A 16,083-nucleotide genomic window follows, 5' to 3' on the forward strand; every position below is an offset into this window, starting at 1 on the left:
AATTCTGGCTCATTTTTTATATTATAAATTTTAGCCTGTATATAATTGGATTGAAAATAACTTTTATCGATTTTCTTCTCTTTGAGAGCAATCGAGTCATTTTTTTTCAAAAAGACCAAAGCTTTGTCATACTTTTTCTGGGTATAATAGAGTTCTCCCAGATTGTAATTTGCAATCTTGTAATACACTTGGTCATTATTTTGCTTAGCATACATTGCTATATCAAAATAGGCTTTTTCAGCGTTTTTAACATCTTTTTTTACCAGATAGATATTTCCTAGACTTAGAGTGGCCGTCATTTTATTATCTATATAGTTCTGCGAAAAATTGACTGCTTTTTTATAAAAATATTCGGCGGAGTCAAGCAAAAATAATTTATTCCTATTCTTCATAAAATAGCTTTCGTAGACATTTCCTAAATTGGTATAAATATTACTTTTACTATTTTGAAATTGATCTTTTTCGTAAAGTCCCTCATTTTTATCTAGAAAATCACTGTTCTGTCTTAAATTTTTGGCAGCAAGTGCGTAATTCCCAACTTCAGAATTCACCAAAGCCATATTGCTTTTAAATTTTACAGTTTGTATAACATCTGATGTTTTTATCGAAAGCTTAATTCCTTCCTGATAATTACTTAAGGCTTCACCAAAATTTTTTCTTTTCCACTCGGTTAACCCTCTGTAATTATAGAGATAGGCTCTAATGTTTATTTTTTCAACAGATTCGGGAATTTTTTTATAGTATTCTAATGCTTTGTTATACCATTCATCACATTTAACGCGGTTGTTCTTTAACTGATACAAATAGGATCCTGCGCCATAAGCAAAGGCTAAATGTTCATTCTTGCTAGATTTCTGAAGTTCGGCTGCGTACTTTAGTCCTTCATCAAAATTACCGTTCATACTGAAACGTATTTTATCCTGTAACTGTAAATACTCTTGTTCAGTAAACTCTTTTGTAGGTTGAGCCATACTAGTATTAAGTAGGAATAAAAATAGAAAAGAGATGATCAGCCTCATTTATTAAATTTTTGGTATTCAAAAATAGTCTATAAATTATCAATAAACTACAATTAATTTGCCAAATTCCTATTAATTTTATTTTTACCTTTAAAAAATATAACAAAACAAGAACTATTTGTTATATTTTTATTACGTAAATTTGTTTTGTTAAAAATTAAAAAACATGAAACCAGACCTATTTCAATCTCCAGATTACTACAACTTAGACGATTTACTTTCTGACGAACATAAATTGGTTCGCGAATCTGCTCGTGCATGGGTTAAAAAAGAAGTTTCTCCTATTATAGAAGAATATGCTCAAAAAGCAGAATTCCCTAAACAATTAATTAAAGGTCTTGGAGAAATTGGTGGTTTTGGACCTTATATTCCTGTCGAATATGGTGGTGCTGGATTAGACCAAATCTCTTATGGCTTAATTATGCAGGAAATCGAAAGAGGCGATTCTGGTGTAAGATCAACCTCATCTGTTCAATCTTCGTTAGTAATGTATCCCATTTGGAAATATGGAAACGAAGAACAAAGAATGAAATACCTGCCAAAACTTGCTACAGGAGAATATATTGGCTGTTTTGGTTTAACAGAGCCGGATCATGGTTCTGATCCAGGAAGCATGATTACTAATTTTAAAGATATGGGAGATCACTATCTTTTAAACGGTGCTAAAATGTGGATTTCCAACGCTCCGTTTGCCGACATTGCCATTGTATGGGCTAAAAATGAAGAAGGCCGAATTCATGGTTTAATTGTGGAACGAGGTATGGAAGGCTTTACAACTCCAGAAACCCATAATAAATGGTCGCTTCGTGCCTCTGCAACCGGAGAATTGATTTTTGATAATGTAAAAGTTCCAAAAGAAAATCTTTTACCTAATAAATCGGGGCTTGGCGCTCCGCTTGGCTGTTTAGATTCTGCTCGTTACGGAATTGCTTGGGGAGCAATTGGCGCTGCAATGGATTGTTACGATACTGCTTTACGTTACTCTAAAGAGAGAATTCAGTTTGGAAAAGCAATTGGAGGAACACAATTACAACAGAAAAAACTGGCAGAAATGATTACCGAAATCACGAAAGCACAATTATTAACCTGGCGTTTAGGTGTTTTAAGAAACGAAGGAAAAGCAACTACTGCACAAATCTCGATGGCAAAACGTAACAATGTAAATATGGCAATCAACATAGCGCGTGAAGCCAGACAAATGCTTGGAGGTATGGGAATTACTGGCGAATACTCTATTATGCGCCACATGATGAACCTCGAAAGTGTGATTACTTACGAAGGAACTCACGACATCCATTTATTGATAACTGGAATGGATGTGACTGGAATTCCAGCATTTAAATAAACAGTAACTATTAAAATATACATAAAATCAATACAAAAAGCTTCTTCTTAACGGAGAAGCTTTTTATCTTTGCACCAAAATTTTTCCAAAAATGAATATCGAAACGATAAACAAAAGCATTCAACCTCAAAAAGATCAACTATTAAAACATTCTTTATACAATAAGATTCAAAACATAGACGACTTACACAGCTTTTTAGAAACGCACGTTTTTGCTGTTTGGGATTTTATGTCACTTTTAAAAGCCTTACAAGCCAAACTTACTTGTACAACAACGCCTTGGTTTGCTACAAAAAATCCAGAAACGAGATATTTAATCAATGAAATTGTTTTGGCAGAAGAAACCGATTTAACGCTAGACGGAAGAAGACAAAGCCACTACGAAATGTATTTGGAAGCTATGGAAGCCTGCGGTGCTGATACAACAGGAATTTTAACTTTCTTATCAGAAGTACATTCGCTTCAAAATATATTTGTTGCCATCAAACAAAGCCCAATGCATCCAAATGTGAAAGCTTTCTTGGATTTTACTTTCAGAGTAATCGAAGAAGGAAAACCACACGAAATTGCTGCTGCTTTTACATTCGGAAGAGAAGATTTGATTCCAAGCATGTTTACAGAAATTCTGAAAAACTTTCAAAAGAACCTTCCAGAAACCGATTTGACAAAACTTTTGTATTATTTTGAAAGACATATCGAACTAGATGCTGATGAACATGGTCCAATGGCAATGACAATGATTACAGAATTATGTGAAGACGATGTACAAAAATGGAAAGAAGTCGAAGAGGTTTCTATTCTTGCCTTAGAAAAACGCATCGGACTTTGGAATGCCATCGAGGAAGATATCGTGATGAAAACCGAAATGGTTTAATAAAATCCAAAATAACTTATTTAACGTAACTATTTGTTTAAAACGACCTCAAAATTTAAACAAATTATGAAACTAGATTTTAAACAAATAGTTATTGTTATACTTTCAGGATTTCTTTTGAGCTGTAATTCAGATGAAAATTCAACTCCTACTACAACTACTCCTCCCGTTGTAAATCCGCCCGTAACAACAAATCCTCCTATTCCGAGTACTATAAATTATTTAGCTTTAGGCGACAGTTATACAATTGGTCAAAGTGTTTGCACAACCTGCCGTTTTCCAGAACAGCTAAAAGCGAGTTTAAATACCATGTATTCGAGTACCATTTCGCTTAAAATAATTGCTACAACAGGCTGGACAACATCCAATTTACTTTCGGCAATCGAATCTCAAAAGCCAGAATCCAATTATGATTTGGTAACACTTTTAATTGGCGTTAACAATCAATACCAGCACAAAAACTTTTCGGTTTACGAAAAAGAATTTCCAGAATTGGTCAACAAAGCGATTATACTAGCAAAAGGCGATCGAAAAAATGTTGTCGTAATTTCTATTCCAGATTACGCTTACACGCCTTATGGGAAAGCACTTTCAGGAGATCAAAGCGCTATAATTTCTGCAGAAATAGACAAATACAACACCTTTGCAGAAAACTATTGCAATGACAATCAAGTCGCATTTGTTTCGATTACAGATATTACCCGTTTAGGACTTAGCAATCCAAACCTTGTAGCCTCAGATGGCTTACATCCTTCCGAAACCGCTTATAAAATGTTTGTAGACCGAATGATGTCAAAGATCAAAATCGCTTTGCAAAATTAAGTTTTTATATTTTTTAGAAGCAGAAAAACTCGTTTTCAAAATCACGTTTAGTCCCGCTATTCGCTATATCTTTTATGGCGAACCCCGCCATAAAAGGATACCGCTTCTATCGGGGCTAGATTAGATCTTTAATTTTTCAAAAGAACCAAAGAGATTTACTTTTTAGACTTCCAAATAAACCCATCCAACAAATAATGCGTAAACTGCGGAACGCTCAACAAAGGAACTAACAAAATCTGCCAGCTAGAAAAATCAAAACTGCTAATCATTATGTTTTCATTCCAGACAAAAAACTCCCATAGAAATTCTTCCGAAAAGGCAATTAAAAGAAGAATTCCAATATAAATTAAAATGCCTTTGTATTGTTTTAAAAAAGACAAACGCCCTAATTCAGAGACTGATTTCCCATCAATTTCCCTAAAATAAACCAAAGCCATATATGGAATTCCATGCGAAACGACATTCAATAAAGTAAAAACCAAATCGTCATTAAAATATACAATTCCGAAATACCAAGACAAAGCCGTTCCCAGAATAATGCTGTTTTTCGGAATATTAAAAAATCGATTTTGAATCGATTTCACAGCCGTATAAACTACATACAAAACCAAAATTCCGATATAAACCCAAAACAGGATTTCGAGAATTCTTTGGTTTTCAAACCTGAAAAATTCATTTTCCACAAACCAGTTGAACTTTCGCTTGGACGAAAAAAACCAATATAACATGGGATATCCAGTTGAAGCATAAATGGCGAGATTATCAATCCAAACCGAGATTTTTGTTTTCACTTCTTTTCTGGCATACAATCGCATAAAGCCGTATTGCTGTCTGATAAAATGAAAAACAGCCACATAAGCCAGAAACGACCAAAAAACTAAACTTCCAAAAGAGAACAGTATAATTCCGGTTACCAAACAAATAATAGGCAACAGAACCAATCTTCTTTTCTGTTTCTGAAATTCATCAGCGACAAAATAAGTTTTGAATAATGTCGCGTAAACATGGGCGACATCAATAAAAACAATTAAAAACAACCAAGTGTAAAAAGAATAATGCTCTTCAATCTGAGTAATATAATCCTGAAACAAAAAGATGATCGCCAATACAAAAAATGACGGTCCAATGATAAAAGTTAAATCGGTTTTGGCTTTATGAATCCACGGTTGTTCCATCTACAATTTCATTTACAACATTAATTCCCTGATGAAAAGCTTCTTCAAAAATCGAAATTCCTGATAAATCGCTATGAGCGAAATAAATCTTATTTTGAATATTTTGTTTGGCTTGTTTCTTCGCTTCACCAAAAATAAAACCTGGCGCAGGCGAAATCATTCCGTGTCCTAAAAGAAAAACTTCGACATCTTCTGTATATTCTTCAATATCCGGATGCGCCACTTTTAAATCGTTCAGCACAAACTGTTTCCAATATTCTTTGTCTTTTTTATAAAGCTCTTTTCTTGTTTTCTTCAAATCGGCAGACGAAAAACTATAATAGTACGTAATGACTTTTTTATCCTGAACCTGATTCACGGTCTGATGCTGATCGTAAACATATCCCAAACCTTTTGCATCATAAATTACATTATCCCACGAAAGCGGAAAACTAAAATTGTCAAACAAATCATTTACAACTAAAGTTGCCAAAAGCCAGGGCGTATAATGAAAATCTTTGGTAAACGCCTTTCTATCATTAATCAGATACTGATTTACAAATTGCGGAGAAGCCATTATCACTTTATTGGCAATAATTTCAACGGATGTTTTGTTTACGTCATCAAAAGCTTTTGCAATTACTTTATTGTTCTCGACTTTAACTTCATAAACCAAATGATTTTTCAGCGATTTATCTTTCGTATATTTTTTCAAATGATTGGCTAAACACGAATTCCCTTCCGGCCAAGTTAAAACGCTGTCGTGTTTTTCGGGTGTAGAATCCTGTTTTCTTCCAGCAAAATAATGAATTCCTGCCCAAGCCGAAACGTATTCAATTCCTAAACCAAAATCGTCTTTACAGCAATAATCGATATAATTATATAAAGGTTCAGAAGTAAAATGATTGTCTGTAAACCATTGTTTCATAGTTATTTTATCTAAAGCTCTTGTCTTTTCGTCTTTAGAAGAAAGATGAAGCGGAATATCAAACAAATACTTCTGATCTTCGCCTTTGGCAGTTCTAAAAACATCCATTTTTTTGAAGAATTTCTCAAATTCCAAATCGTCAGAAATCAAATTTCCTTCTTTTGGCACTACACCTTCCTGCCAATTGTTTTTGTAAAACAAACGTTCGTCTGGTGCAAAAGTCAGCTGTAATTCATCAAAAACAGGAAAACCTTTTTCATCATACTTTAAAATGATTTTTTCTTCTTCCAGAAATTGAAGCAATTCTTTATCCTGAAAATTAGGTAAAGGAAGATAATGTGCTCCTAAAGGATATTTAGAGTATTTGTTTTCTCCGTTGGAAGAATTTCCTCCCAAATGATTTTCTAGTTCTACGATAAGAAAATCTGAAATTCCTTTTTTATGAAATTGTCGCGCGGCGCTTAAACCCGAAATTCCACCGCCAACGATTAAATACGGAATCTGGATTTGCTTAGTCGGTTTAGGAAAATCTTTAATCCATAAACGATGTCCAAGCAAATGTTTAGTACCTAATAAACGAATCATCAAAACCGCAATTTTATCGGAACAAAACTGCAGAAACGGAACCGCAATTAAAGCAGTTCCTACTATTTTTATAAAACTCCTTCTGGATTTATTGCAGTTTTCCCCACTCTTCATCAAAATAGCGTACTAAAATCTGGTTATCTAAACGATTGATTTCGATTTGGTTTGAAATCATATCGTTGGTAAAATAATTGAATCGGTCGAATTGGTAATTGTAAAATTTCAATCCGTCAGCTTTTCGGTTTACGGTATTAAAAGTCGTTCGAAAACCATTTATAGCAATCGTATAACCCCATTCTCCAAACGACGGAACATACACATGATACGCATCAACCTGAGGAAAAACCTGCATGACTGTTTTATTGATACACCAAAAAGATTTCGGTGCAAAATAAGGCGATGTAGTTTGTATTACAACGGCTGCGTTAGGTTTTAAAATGGTTTTAATGGTTTGATAAAAATTAAGCGAATACAATTTCCCCAAACTATAATTAGAAGGATCTGGAAAATCGATTATCGCTACATCGTATTTTTCTTTGTTGTTTTTCGCCCAAATATAAGCGTCGGTATTAATTACGGTAACTTTAGGATTATTCAACGAGTTCTGATTGAAATTCGTCAATACCGAATTGGTTTTGAACAATTTGGTCATTCCTTCGTCCAAATCGACCAAAGTTACTTTCTTAACGTCTTTATATTTCAGGATTTCACGAACGGCAAGCCCGTCTCCGCCGCCTAAAACCAAAACATTTTCGACACTTTTTGCCATCGACATTGCAGGATGAACTAAAGCCTCGTGGTAACGATATTCGTCGGCAGAACTAAATTGTAAGTTGTTATTCAAATAAAGTCTGTAATCGCTTTTATTGTGCGTTAAAACAATACGCTGATACGGAGTTGAATTGGTATAAATGATATTTTCTCCGTACAATTTCCCTTCTGAATACGCGAGAATATCATTCGAAAAAATAAAAAAGACCAGTAATAGCACAAAAGAAAAAATGGCTTTTGCTCTTAATAAAGAAGGTTTTTTTAATTCTCTTTTCAATAAAAAACATAATGCAATAGCAATACTGACATTGATCATTCCGAAGAAAAGAGAAGTTCCCATAATGCCTAATTTTGGCACTAAAACCAACGGAAATAAGATCGATGCCAAAAGTGCTCCGATATAATCAAACGTAAAAACATTCGAAACCAAGTCTTTAAACTCGACTCTGTCTTTTAGAATATTCATTAAAAGCGGAATCTCTAATCCGACCAAAAAACCGGTTACGAAAACAAATAAATATAGAATGAATTGAAAAGAACCTACACTTTCAAAAAGCAGAAACAAAACCACCGAACTTAAACCGCCGATAAGTCCAACCAGAATTTCGATTTCTACAAAAGTATTGAGCAGATTCTTATTGAAAAACTTCGAGAAAAAAGAGCCTATACCCATCGAAAACAGGTACACGCCAATAATAAATGAAAACTGTTTTACCGAATCGCCTAATAAATAACTCGCCAAAGTTCCCGCAACCAATTCATAAATAAGACCGCAAGTGGCAATTATAAATACAGCGAAAAGTAAAAGAAATTCAAACCTAAGAAACTTTTTACCCATGAATTGCTGCACTAATAATCATGGAAATTCCAATGATAAACGCTGCCAAAACAATTGCAACAGCAACATTACTTTTTTCTGTAACTTCTTTCCAGGTATTTTCTGGAGTCAGTTTTTCGATAATAAAATAGCCTACTAACAAAATGGCAATTCCTAAAATAGAATAGATAATAGAATTTACTATTGGCTGAGCGTGAATTAATTCCATAATTGATTGTTTTTATTTGTGGTAAAAATGATTATAAGATGAACGGCTTCCGCTCGTTGTGGATCTGTAGTTTTCTGTAGTTTCGCAATCACAGATTCGGTTTCCGGCAAGAGCAAAATATATATAAACGCCAAAGCAAAAGAAACCAATTGCCAGTGGTGCCCAATTATTTGCAAAAAAATCAGATATTCTATTCATAGTAATTTAGTCAAAATTAGAGTAGGAACTGTCTGCCCATCTATTCCTTTCAAATTGGTTTTTGAAATATCGTATTATAAAATAAAGTGCAATCATCCCAATAATAACCAGCCATACATTTCGATTCGAAGGCTGATTCCAGACTACGCTTACGTTCATTGTACTGGTCGAAAAATCTTCCGGAGCTTTCATTGGTGTAATCGAAAGATGGTATTTTCCGGCTTTTACACCGCAGATATTAAATTTCTCGGACTGACTTCCTTCTGTCCACGATTCTCCTTCAGAAGTACCATAATAATATTCTATGTCTTTATTGGCATAAGTTTCATCACCATTATCTTCATTAATCAAAGCGATGTTTAAGTTCGCCCATGAATTAAGTACAGCTGTCGAAACCTTAATCGTCATAGGAGCCGAAGCACCATTGAGCACAAACGACGGAGTAGTCATTTCTTTATTATTAAATTCATTGAATTTAATCGCGCTGTTAAACACATTTTGCTCCACCTGATCTTTATAAATATACCAGTTGGCCGTAAGAATCAACAAAGCAAAAAGACAGAAAATAATAGCCGTATTTCTCAAGTCAAAACGAGAAGGCTGAATCATACCGACTCCAGACTGATAAGGCATTGTTCTTTTAGGAAAAGCTTTTTTGATAACACTTTTCCTCACATATTCTCCATGAAAAGCCGTTTGCACGTTGTTCATCTTTTCAACAGAAATAATAAACGGCGGATTTATAAATTCAGCCAGATGAATTAATTTGCCTGGAAGTTCAAAATCAAAAAAACCTTGGGCATCTATAATTTGAGCATCCGAATGCTCAAACAAATCGTAGCTTACGTCATCATGCTTTAGGACTTTAACGCCCTTTCTCAGTTGATCGATCTTTTCCATTTCGGTAAGCATCATCCAATGCCCGTTTGAAACAGAAAGATATAAAAATTCCTTAGCTTCATTCTGCAATATAAATTCATTCCAGGTATAATCCGGATGAACTTTTTTCTTCAATATACCCGTAACCTTATACTCGCTTCCATTCAAAAATCCAACATCGCCAAGTTCCAGCGGATAATCTTTGAGTATATTACTGTATTTATTTTTTCGTCGAAAATGTCCTTCGTTGTCACGAGCATACAAACTATGACATTTCGGGCACACAAAATTGACTACTTCAAAACCAACCTCTAATTCGGTTTCTGTATTACAATCGTAACAAGGAATCTTCATATCTTATCGGTTAATTTCAAAATCTTTAATAATCTCAGCATCAAAATAGGCAATATAATCGGCCATTACAGCGCGCACTTTATCCGAATTATCCTGAAGATAATTACACAAATAAACATCCAAAGTCAACTGATTGTATTCTGGCCAAGTATGTATGCAAATATGCGATTCCTTAAGACAGTATGAAATTGTAAAACTATCGTTATCAAAGTTATGTACCACTGCACCAACCTTCTCCAATTCATATTTTTCTAAAATGGAATTGGTAACCGCAACAAAACCATTACTGTTGGTAAGCTTCGAAATTTCGGCGACATGTAAAGTAACCAGTTTATGCAATCCAGGCGAATAATGAGGTAAATCCATCAAGTTATTTATATTACTCAGAAGCCAAATATATAATATTTCCAGAATAAAATAATGTGGGAAACCGTATTTAAGCACAACTTTTTAGAACTATATCTTTGTGGATTTTTTCTTTTTTTAGGGAGCAGAAAAACTCGTTTTCGAAAGCACCTTTAGTCCCGCTATCCACTATATCTTTTGTTCTGAACCCCAGAACAAAAGGATACCGTTCCTATCGGGGCTAGATTAGAAGTTTTCGTTTCTATTTGTAGTTTTCAAAATCAACTTCAACTTTTTCAAACAGTTCCGACTTTTCTAAAATCGAATTAATCTTAACCAAAACATCTTGATTATCGTCGGCTATTATAAAAGCAAAACCCCAAATATCTTTTGAAATGGTAAATTTTCCCACTTCAGAATCATACGTTATTAAAACTTCATCATTCATCCATAAATCCAGAATATCAATCATTTTAGGTTTAATTTCCTTTATTGCAACCATCAAATCAGAAATAAAATTTTCGTTTTCAGCACCGCTAAAAATAGCTATTAAAAGTTCTTTGGATTGATAACCGGGACGAAAATGGTATTGATATCGACTCATTATTTTTCAATACGTTTATAATGATAACCCAAATTATAATCGGACCCAGCCCAAAAAAGAAACAAAATCGCCCCTGAATTATCATAAGCATAATTCACCAAAAGTCCGTTATCTTTTGCGAGTCCAATTCGGGTTTTGTAATTGGTATAACCACCAGCAAGATACGGAATACCATTTCGTTTTAAATATCTATTGTCAAGATAGAAAAGTCCTTTTTTTAGTTTTCCTCCCACTTCAAAACTTTCTATTTCCACATTGTCTTTTTTCGTGGTAAATTTTAACTTGTTTCCACTAATAAACTTTATATCAACCAAATAAACTCCAAAATCACTTTGTTTTGTCTCTTTAAACGAGACAAAATAGTTGAGATCACGTCTTACCTTAGAATCTTGAGAATTTATCAATTCTGCACTTCCTTTTTTGTTATATCGTAAATCAGGAAACAGCTCATAAGTCCCTTCCAATTTCGACAAATCATTTTCTGATAAATTCTCCTTATTATCTTTAACCATTTTATCTGAAAAAGAGGCGCAGGAAGAAAAAAGTAAAAAGCTTAAAAAGGCATATAGAATTGATTTCATACTCTTTAAAATAAGATTATACTACCAATTTAGAGTTTATTTTTCAATAATCAATTCTTCTTTTTATAATCGTGCTTTTTACACTTTGTAGTTTTTTTATTGCAAACTATTTTTTATCTTGGTAAAAGTCAAAATATACTTTTAGTACCTCTATTCTATTTTTTCAACAGTAAAAATTACCTAAATCAAGGACTTTAGTTATGAAAAATAAAATTTTAATTTCATTAAACTTACTATTACTAATGAGCTGCAGCCCAAAATCACAGGATTTATCCACTATAGATTTCAACAAAAGTGCCAAAACCTATCTCGACGGACTTTCCTTTTCTTCCAAAACAGAACAAAAAGGACATTATGAAGCTGTTGTTAATGGAGAAGATGCCAGTCTAAATTTAGTAGACAAAGGAGAAAAGTCTACCAATTATGTCTTTATGGGCGAAAAAAATACCGTACAGCTTAACTACGGAGGAATTCCAATAAATGATGTTATGGGAACGGCAATAACTGTTTACGATAATAAAATTGCTTTTATGAGAATCAATCCAAAAAACGATCAAAGCATTGTTCTTTTCGATTTTCTCAGGAAAAAACTGGGCAATCCAACCGAAATTGTAAAGAGCGAAAACACGCCATATAACGAAATCGATAAGTCGCAAAAACTTCTTTTGGAGAAACTGCCTAACGAAACCAAAAAGATAAAAGATGATTTCGATGATTATTATATTACCTATCCCGAGCATTTTATTTGGACTAAAGGCGATACGATTTATCAACTAACATTTTCTCCAACCGGAAATTATGTGAGCAGTCAGCTGGTTGTGATTTCAAAGAAAGCATTCAAAGACAGAATTATTATGGGATATCATGCTCCAGATAAGGATCCTGTTTTAGCGAAGTATCTTAATTAAAAACAAAAAATGCTCCCGTAATAGGAGCATTTTATTTCAGCAGAAAGGAAGGGATTCGAACCCTCGATACAGTTACCCATATACTAGCTTTCCAGGCTAGCTCCTTAAACTACTCGGACACCTTTCTTTATTTTGGTTTATTTTTAATTTTATTTTCCAAGTGTTTTAATTCTTCTAAATCTTGCTCGTCTGCTTTGTTAGCTTCAAGTTGTTTGCGCTGTTTATGGAATACTTCGTATATAGCTTCTACTTTTTCTTCCATCTGTAAATGTGTTACTTTTCCTTTGTGAGTCAAAACTTCTTTATCATTAAACTCAATAATTCTATCAACATTTATTTTCCAGAAATTCATTGTAATATCTTGTCTGTTTTTTGCTCTCAACTCAGCAGTTTCAAGAAACACAACAACAAAACGGTTTAATGTATCTATTTCATCAGCCGTCAGATAATTTTTTGCGATATAAATATCTTGTTTGCGTACAACACTTCCTTTCCAACTTGTTAGCGACATATTTGGCGTATCTGCACTTGCACGCGATACAATAATTTCGGCCGCAGTTTTTCCTGTAATAGCATAAAGCAGTTTATTTTGTGTATCTGCAAAAAACATTTGAGTCGCTTTATCTGTAGCATCATAATCACTGCTCAAAGCAAAAAGATCACGAACTTTTTGGTAAAATCTCTTCTCAGAAGCCCGAATATCTCTAATTCTTTCGAGTAATTCATCAAAGTAATCCGTCCTTCCGTTTGGGTTTTTAAGACGTTCGTCATCCATAACAAAACCCTTTATCATATATTCCTGCAAATTTTGATTTGCCCACTGTCTAAACTGCGTTCCTCTTTTGCTTCGCACTCTAAAACCAATTGCCAAAATCATAGCTAAAGAATAAAATGCAACATTATATTGCTTTCCATCCGAAGCAGTTGTTAAGTAATCCTTAACAACTGAATCAACATATAACTCCTTATCTTTAAACACATTAGACACATGCATGCTAATATTAGGTACAGAGGTGTCAAAAAGTTCTGCAATTTGATTTTGGCTCATCCAGACATCTCCATCTCTAGCCAAAAGAGCTACATTAGATTTTCCATCAACAGTATTGTAAAAAATAAATTCTTGTTTTTCCATCTTAAAAAGAAGCTTTTTACATTAAGATTATTACAACAAACAGCAAATTAGTAATTAGAGAAAGTTAATAAAAAAACCTCGAAATATACATTTCGAGGTTTGGTATTGTTTAAGTTGAAAATCTTGCAGAAAGGAAGGGATTCGAACCCTCGATACAGTTACCCATATACTAGCTTTCCAGGCTAGCTCCTTAAACCACTCGGACACCTTTCTATTTTGGTCTGCAAAGAACTCAAAAAAAATTGAGTTATACAACGTAAATTTCTAAGATTCGTTGATACTTTTGCTAAATTCTTCCATAAACAACTTTACGGCTTTCTTTTGATAGCTTCCAATTGTCAACATAAAAGATTCTCGTTTAGTGACAACGCCTGTAATCTGAATAGCTTTTAGACTGTGTTCCCAGCCTTTTAATGCTTTTTCGGCTACAATAGTTGCCCAATCGCTGTTTTCTACCATTTGCAGTAAAGCATTAATCGAATTTAATTCTATCGAGATTTTCGGCTTCATATGATGTTTTACAAACAATATTTCTACATATTCTCTAGAATTTGATCCTTTTCCCGGCAGAATCAATGGTACTTCTTCTATTTTTTTAAAGGGTATTTTTTCTAAAGAAGCCAAAGGATGTGTTTTTGCAACCGCCATTACCATGTTTGACGTAAACAAAGGCACTTTTTGAATTGGAGGCCCAATCTCATGCGATGAAATCACTAATACTAAATCTAGTTCATTATTAATCAATTTTTGTTCTAAGGATTCTGTTGTACCATAATCTACTATGATTCTTAAATTCTGATATCTTTTAGCAAATGCATTCACAACAGGCAGCACCAATAATCCGAAAATGTAGGTTACTCCTATTCGAAGTTCACCGCCAATCATTTCGTTCAAATCTTCGATTGCCTGTTTTCCGTTTTCTACATTTTCTACCACTTTTTTGGCATGAATTAAAAAAACCGAACCCGCTTCTGTAAGCTGTACTTTTTTTCCGATTCGCTTAAACAAAGGCATTCCAAGTTCTTCTTCCAGTTTTTTTATTTGCTGCGAAAGTCCAGATTGTGTTACAAAACACAATTCTGCTGCTTTGGTAAAGTGCAAAACCTCAGCCGTTTTAATAAAATACTGTAGTTGATAAATTTCCATATTGATAAGTTTTACTACTTATTATCAGTAAAATTATTAATTTTTCTAATGAAATCATAATCCCGACCTTTGTATCAAATAATTTAAGATCATGTTTAAAGCCTTAAAATCAAAAAATTTCAAGTTGTTCTTTTACGGACAATCTGTTTCGGTTATTGGAACCTGGATGCAGAAAACCGCCGTAAGCTGGATGGTTTACAGTATAACAGGATCTGTCTTTTTATTGGGATTGGCGACATTTTTAAGTATGATTCCATCTTTGTTTCTAGCACCTCTAGCAGGAACCATAATTGGTCGTTATGATAGACACAAAACATTATTATTTCTGCAATCTCTTGCCATGCTTCAGGCCGGAACTTTAGCTTTGCTGATTTACCTTAAAATATACAACATCAACTTCATTTTAGCATTAAGTTTAATTCAGGGAATCATCAACGCTTTTGATATGACCTGTCGTCAAACCATGATGATTGATATTGTAGATAATAAAGAAGATCTTCCAAACGCTGTGGCGCTAAATTCAACAATGAACAACTTTGCGCGTATTGCAGGACCTGCTATTGCCGGAATTATTCTGCATGAATATGGAGAAGATATCTGTTTTATTGGGAACTTCATTAGTTATATTCCCGTTTTGATTTCATTATTGCTAATGAAAATCACGCCGCATATTAAAGCCGAAAATAAATTGAATATGCTGGATGATCTTATTGAAGGTTTGGATTATGTGAAAAAAGAAACCGAAATGGCGAGAATGCTTTTAATGTTAACCTGCAGCAGTTTGTTCGTTATTTCTTTTAATACTTTAATGCCTGTTTTTGCCAAAGATATTTTTAGCGGAAATGCCGAAACTTTCAGCTGGTTTGAAAGTGCTGCCGGGATTGGTTCTGTTTTGTCTGCTGTTTATTTAGCCAATCTAAAATCTGCTGAAAATATGGGTAAATTGATGATTGCAGCGAGTTTGCTTCTTGGTTTCAGCGTAATCATATTAGCCGTTTCAAACAGCATTACCATCGCCTTAATCTGTATGACTTTAAGCGGCATCGGGATGATGGGACAAACTTCATCTATCAATATTTATATTCAGACACACAGTATTGTGAGCATGCGTTCTAGAAGCATTAGTTATTTTATGATGGCGTATCAAGGAATGATTCCCGTGGGAAGTTTGATTATTGGATATGTTTCTCACTCACTTGGCGTTAGAACTACTGTTGCGCTTCAGGGTGTTATCTGTATTCTTTCTGTGATTGTTTATGTATATTATAAAAAACATAAAGCAACGGAAGAAGATTTGGAAACTTGTCCGGTTCCATATCAAAATTCCAAAAATTAAATTACAAATTCCAAATTATACGCGCAATCTTGTCATCCTGACGAAGGAAGGATCTC

Annotated in this window: 16 protein-coding genes and 2 tRNA genes; 5 read left to right on the top strand and 13 right to left on the bottom strand. The window is 33.8% G+C overall.

Translation table 11 applies throughout. The annotated features are described in order from the left end of the window. Window positions 1-1,185: 1,185 nt before the first annotated feature. The 3 genes from GSY47_RS18435 (at window position 1,186) to GSY47_RS18445 (ending at window position 4,060) form a co-directional block, all read left to right on the top strand. Window positions 1,186-2,364, top strand: a complete 1,179-nt coding sequence (locus GSY47_RS18435) for an acyl-CoA dehydrogenase family protein (protein WP_091490603.1) — start codon at window positions 1,186-1,188, stop codon at window positions 2,362-2,364. A gap of 91 nt (window positions 2,365-2,455) precedes the next feature. Further along, complete coding sequence (locus GSY47_RS18440; protein ID WP_179003896.1) at window positions 2,456-3,238, top strand: DUF3050 domain-containing protein; 783 nt, start codon at window positions 2,456-2,458, stop codon at window positions 3,236-3,238. A 66-nt stretch (window positions 3,239-3,304) separates the two neighbouring features. Then, window positions 3,305-4,060, top strand: a complete 756-nt coding sequence (locus GSY47_RS18445; RefSeq protein ID WP_179003895.1) for an SGNH/GDSL hydrolase family protein — start codon at window positions 3,305-3,307, stop codon at window positions 4,058-4,060. Between the two features lie 155 nt (window positions 4,061-4,215). On the opposite strand, the gene GSY47_RS18450 is transcribed toward GSY47_RS18445, so the two are convergent. The 9 genes from GSY47_RS18450 to GSY47_RS18490 form a co-directional block, all read right to left on the bottom strand. Next, complete coding sequence (locus GSY47_RS18450; RefSeq protein ID WP_219071500.1) at window positions 4,216-5,235, bottom strand: hypothetical protein; 1,020 nt, start codon at window positions 5,233-5,235, stop codon at window positions 4,216-4,218. Further along, window positions 5,213-6,841 (bottom strand): NAD(P)/FAD-dependent oxidoreductase, encoded by a 1,629-nt coding sequence (locus tag GSY47_RS18455; RefSeq protein ID WP_219071501.1) that lies wholly within the window; start codon window positions 6,839-6,841, stop codon window positions 5,213-5,215. The genes GSY47_RS18450 and GSY47_RS18455 overlap by 23 nt, the downstream gene beginning before the upstream one ends. Continuing rightward, window positions 6,816-8,336 carry a polyamine aminopropyltransferase gene (locus GSY47_RS18460; RefSeq protein ID WP_179003892.1) on the bottom strand — a complete coding sequence of 507 codons (1,521 nt, stop codon included), beginning with the start codon at window positions 8,334-8,336 and terminating at the stop codon, window positions 6,816-6,818. The genes GSY47_RS18455 and GSY47_RS18460 overlap by 26 nt, the downstream gene beginning before the upstream one ends. Then, complete coding sequence (locus tag GSY47_RS18465) at window positions 8,329-8,544, bottom strand: DUF350 domain-containing protein (RefSeq protein ID WP_109191434.1); 216 nt, start codon at window positions 8,542-8,544, stop codon at window positions 8,329-8,331. The genes GSY47_RS18460 and GSY47_RS18465 overlap by 8 nt, the downstream gene beginning before the upstream one ends. A gap of 12 nt (window positions 8,545-8,556) precedes the next feature. Then, the gene (locus tag GSY47_RS18470; RefSeq protein ID WP_179003891.1) at window positions 8,557-8,742 is read right to left on the bottom strand and encodes a hypothetical protein; all 186 of its coding nucleotides are present in this window, start codon (window positions 8,740-8,742) and stop codon (window positions 8,557-8,559) included. A gap of 6 nt (window positions 8,743-8,748) precedes the next feature. Next, window positions 8,749-9,975 carry a DUF4178 domain-containing protein gene (locus GSY47_RS18475; protein WP_179003890.1) on the bottom strand — a complete coding sequence of 409 codons (1,227 nt, stop codon included), beginning with the start codon at window positions 9,973-9,975 and terminating at the stop codon, window positions 8,749-8,751. A 3-nt stretch (window positions 9,976-9,978) separates the two neighbouring features. After that, window positions 9,979-10,341 (bottom strand): S-adenosylmethionine decarboxylase family protein, encoded by a 363-nt coding sequence (locus tag GSY47_RS18480; RefSeq protein WP_179003889.1) that lies wholly within the window; start codon window positions 10,339-10,341, stop codon window positions 9,979-9,981. Between the two features lie 241 nt (window positions 10,342-10,582). Further along, window positions 10,583-10,924 carry a hypothetical protein gene (locus GSY47_RS18485; RefSeq protein ID WP_179003888.1) on the bottom strand — a complete coding sequence of 114 codons (342 nt, stop codon included), beginning with the start codon at window positions 10,922-10,924 and terminating at the stop codon, window positions 10,583-10,585. Beyond that, on the bottom strand, window positions 10,924-11,505 hold the full coding sequence (locus GSY47_RS18490; RefSeq protein ID WP_179003887.1) for a hypothetical protein: 582 nt from the start codon (window positions 11,503-11,505) through the stop codon (window positions 10,924-10,926). Before GSY47_RS18490 ends, GSY47_RS18485 begins: the two co-directional genes overlap by 1 nt. Before the next feature lie 200 nt (window positions 11,506-11,705). Here GSY47_RS18490 and GSY47_RS18495 point away from each other — a divergent pair, with 200 nt between their 5' ends. Further along, the gene (locus GSY47_RS18495; protein WP_179003886.1) at window positions 11,706-12,413 is read left to right on the top strand and encodes a hypothetical protein; all 708 of its coding nucleotides are present in this window, start codon (window positions 11,706-11,708) and stop codon (window positions 12,411-12,413) included. 40 nt (window positions 12,414-12,453) lie between these two features. Here GSY47_RS18495 and GSY47_RS18500 read toward each other — a convergent pair. The 4 genes from GSY47_RS18500 to GSY47_RS18515 all read right to left on the bottom strand — a co-directional run bounded on the left by GSY47_RS18500 (window position 12,454) and on the right by GSY47_RS18515 (window position 14,691). Further along, a tRNA-Ser gene (locus GSY47_RS18500) sits at window positions 12,454-12,540 on the bottom strand. Next, window positions 12,541-13,545, bottom strand: coding sequence for a virulence RhuM family protein (locus GSY47_RS18505; protein ID WP_179003885.1), 1,005 nt, complete (start codon window positions 13,543-13,545; stop codon window positions 12,541-12,543). 126 nt (window positions 13,546-13,671) lie between these two features. Continuing rightward, window positions 13,672-13,758: transfer RNA gene (locus tag GSY47_RS18510), tRNA-Ser, on the bottom strand. Window positions 13,759-13,809: 51 nt separating this feature from the next. Continuing rightward, window positions 13,810-14,691: a LysR substrate-binding domain-containing protein gene (locus GSY47_RS18515; RefSeq protein WP_179003884.1), complete on the bottom strand. Its 882-nt coding sequence runs from the start codon at window positions 14,689-14,691 to the stop codon at window positions 13,810-13,812. 91 nt (window positions 14,692-14,782) lie between these two features. Between GSY47_RS18515 and GSY47_RS18520 the strand changes: the two genes are divergently transcribed. After that, a complete protein-coding gene (locus GSY47_RS18520) occupies window positions 14,783-16,027 on the top strand; it encodes an MFS transporter (protein ID WP_179003883.1) in 1,245 nt (414 codons plus the stop codon). Window positions 16,028-16,083: the final 56 nt, after the last annotated feature.

The organism is Flavobacterium quisquiliarum (assembly GCF_019308285.1).
Lineage (GTDB): Bacteria > Bacteroidota > Bacteroidia > Flavobacteriales > Flavobacteriaceae > Flavobacterium > Flavobacterium quisquiliarum.

Excerpts from the sequence above, each read along its gene's own strand:
- GSY47_RS18435 (WP_091490603.1), top strand. The coding sequence starts at position 1,186 with ATGAAACCAGACCTATTTCAATCTCCAGATTACTACAACTTAGACGAT.
- GSY47_RS18440 (WP_179003896.1), top strand. The coding sequence starts at position 2,456 with ATGAATATCGAAACGATAAACAAAAGCATTCAACCTCAAAAAGATCAA.
- GSY47_RS18445 (WP_179003895.1), top strand. The coding sequence starts at position 3,305 with ATGAAACTAGATTTTAAACAAATAGTTATTGTTATACTTTCAGGATTT.
- GSY47_RS18450 (WP_219071500.1), bottom strand. The coding sequence starts at position 5,235 with ATGGAACAACCGTGGATTCATAAAGCCAAAACCGATTTAACTTTTATC.
- GSY47_RS18455 (WP_219071501.1), bottom strand. The coding sequence starts at position 6,841 with ATGAAGAGTGGGGAAAACTGCAATAAATCCAGAAGGAGTTTTATAAAA.
- GSY47_RS18460 (WP_179003892.1), bottom strand. The coding sequence starts at position 8,336 with ATGGGTAAAAAGTTTCTTAGGTTTGAATTTCTTTTACTTTTCGCTGTA.
- GSY47_RS18465 (WP_109191434.1), bottom strand. The coding sequence starts at position 8,544 with ATGGAATTAATTCACGCTCAGCCAATAGTAAATTCTATTATCTATTCT.
- GSY47_RS18470 (WP_179003891.1), bottom strand. The coding sequence starts at position 8,742 with ATGAATAGAATATCTGATTTTTTTGCAAATAATTGGGCACCACTGGCA.
- GSY47_RS18475 (WP_179003890.1), bottom strand. The coding sequence starts at position 9,975 with ATGAAGATTCCTTGTTACGATTGTAATACAGAAACCGAATTAGAGGTT.
- GSY47_RS18480 (WP_179003889.1), bottom strand. The coding sequence starts at position 10,341 with ATGGATTTACCTCATTATTCGCCTGGATTGCATAAACTGGTTACTTTA.
- GSY47_RS18485 (WP_179003888.1), bottom strand. The coding sequence starts at position 10,924 with ATGAGTCGATATCAATACCATTTTCGTCCCGGTTATCAATCCAAAGAA.
- GSY47_RS18490 (WP_179003887.1), bottom strand. The coding sequence starts at position 11,505 with ATGAAATCAATTCTATATGCCTTTTTAAGCTTTTTACTTTTTTCTTCC.
- GSY47_RS18495 (WP_179003886.1), top strand. The coding sequence starts at position 11,706 with ATGAAAAATAAAATTTTAATTTCATTAAACTTACTATTACTAATGAGC.
- GSY47_RS18505 (WP_179003885.1), bottom strand. The coding sequence starts at position 13,545 with ATGGAAAAACAAGAATTTATTTTTTACAATACTGTTGATGGAAAATCT.
- GSY47_RS18515 (WP_179003884.1), bottom strand. The coding sequence starts at position 14,691 with ATGGAAATTTATCAACTACAGTATTTTATTAAAACGGCTGAGGTTTTG.
- GSY47_RS18520 (WP_179003883.1), top strand. The coding sequence starts at position 14,783 with ATGTTTAAAGCCTTAAAATCAAAAAATTTCAAGTTGTTCTTTTACGGA.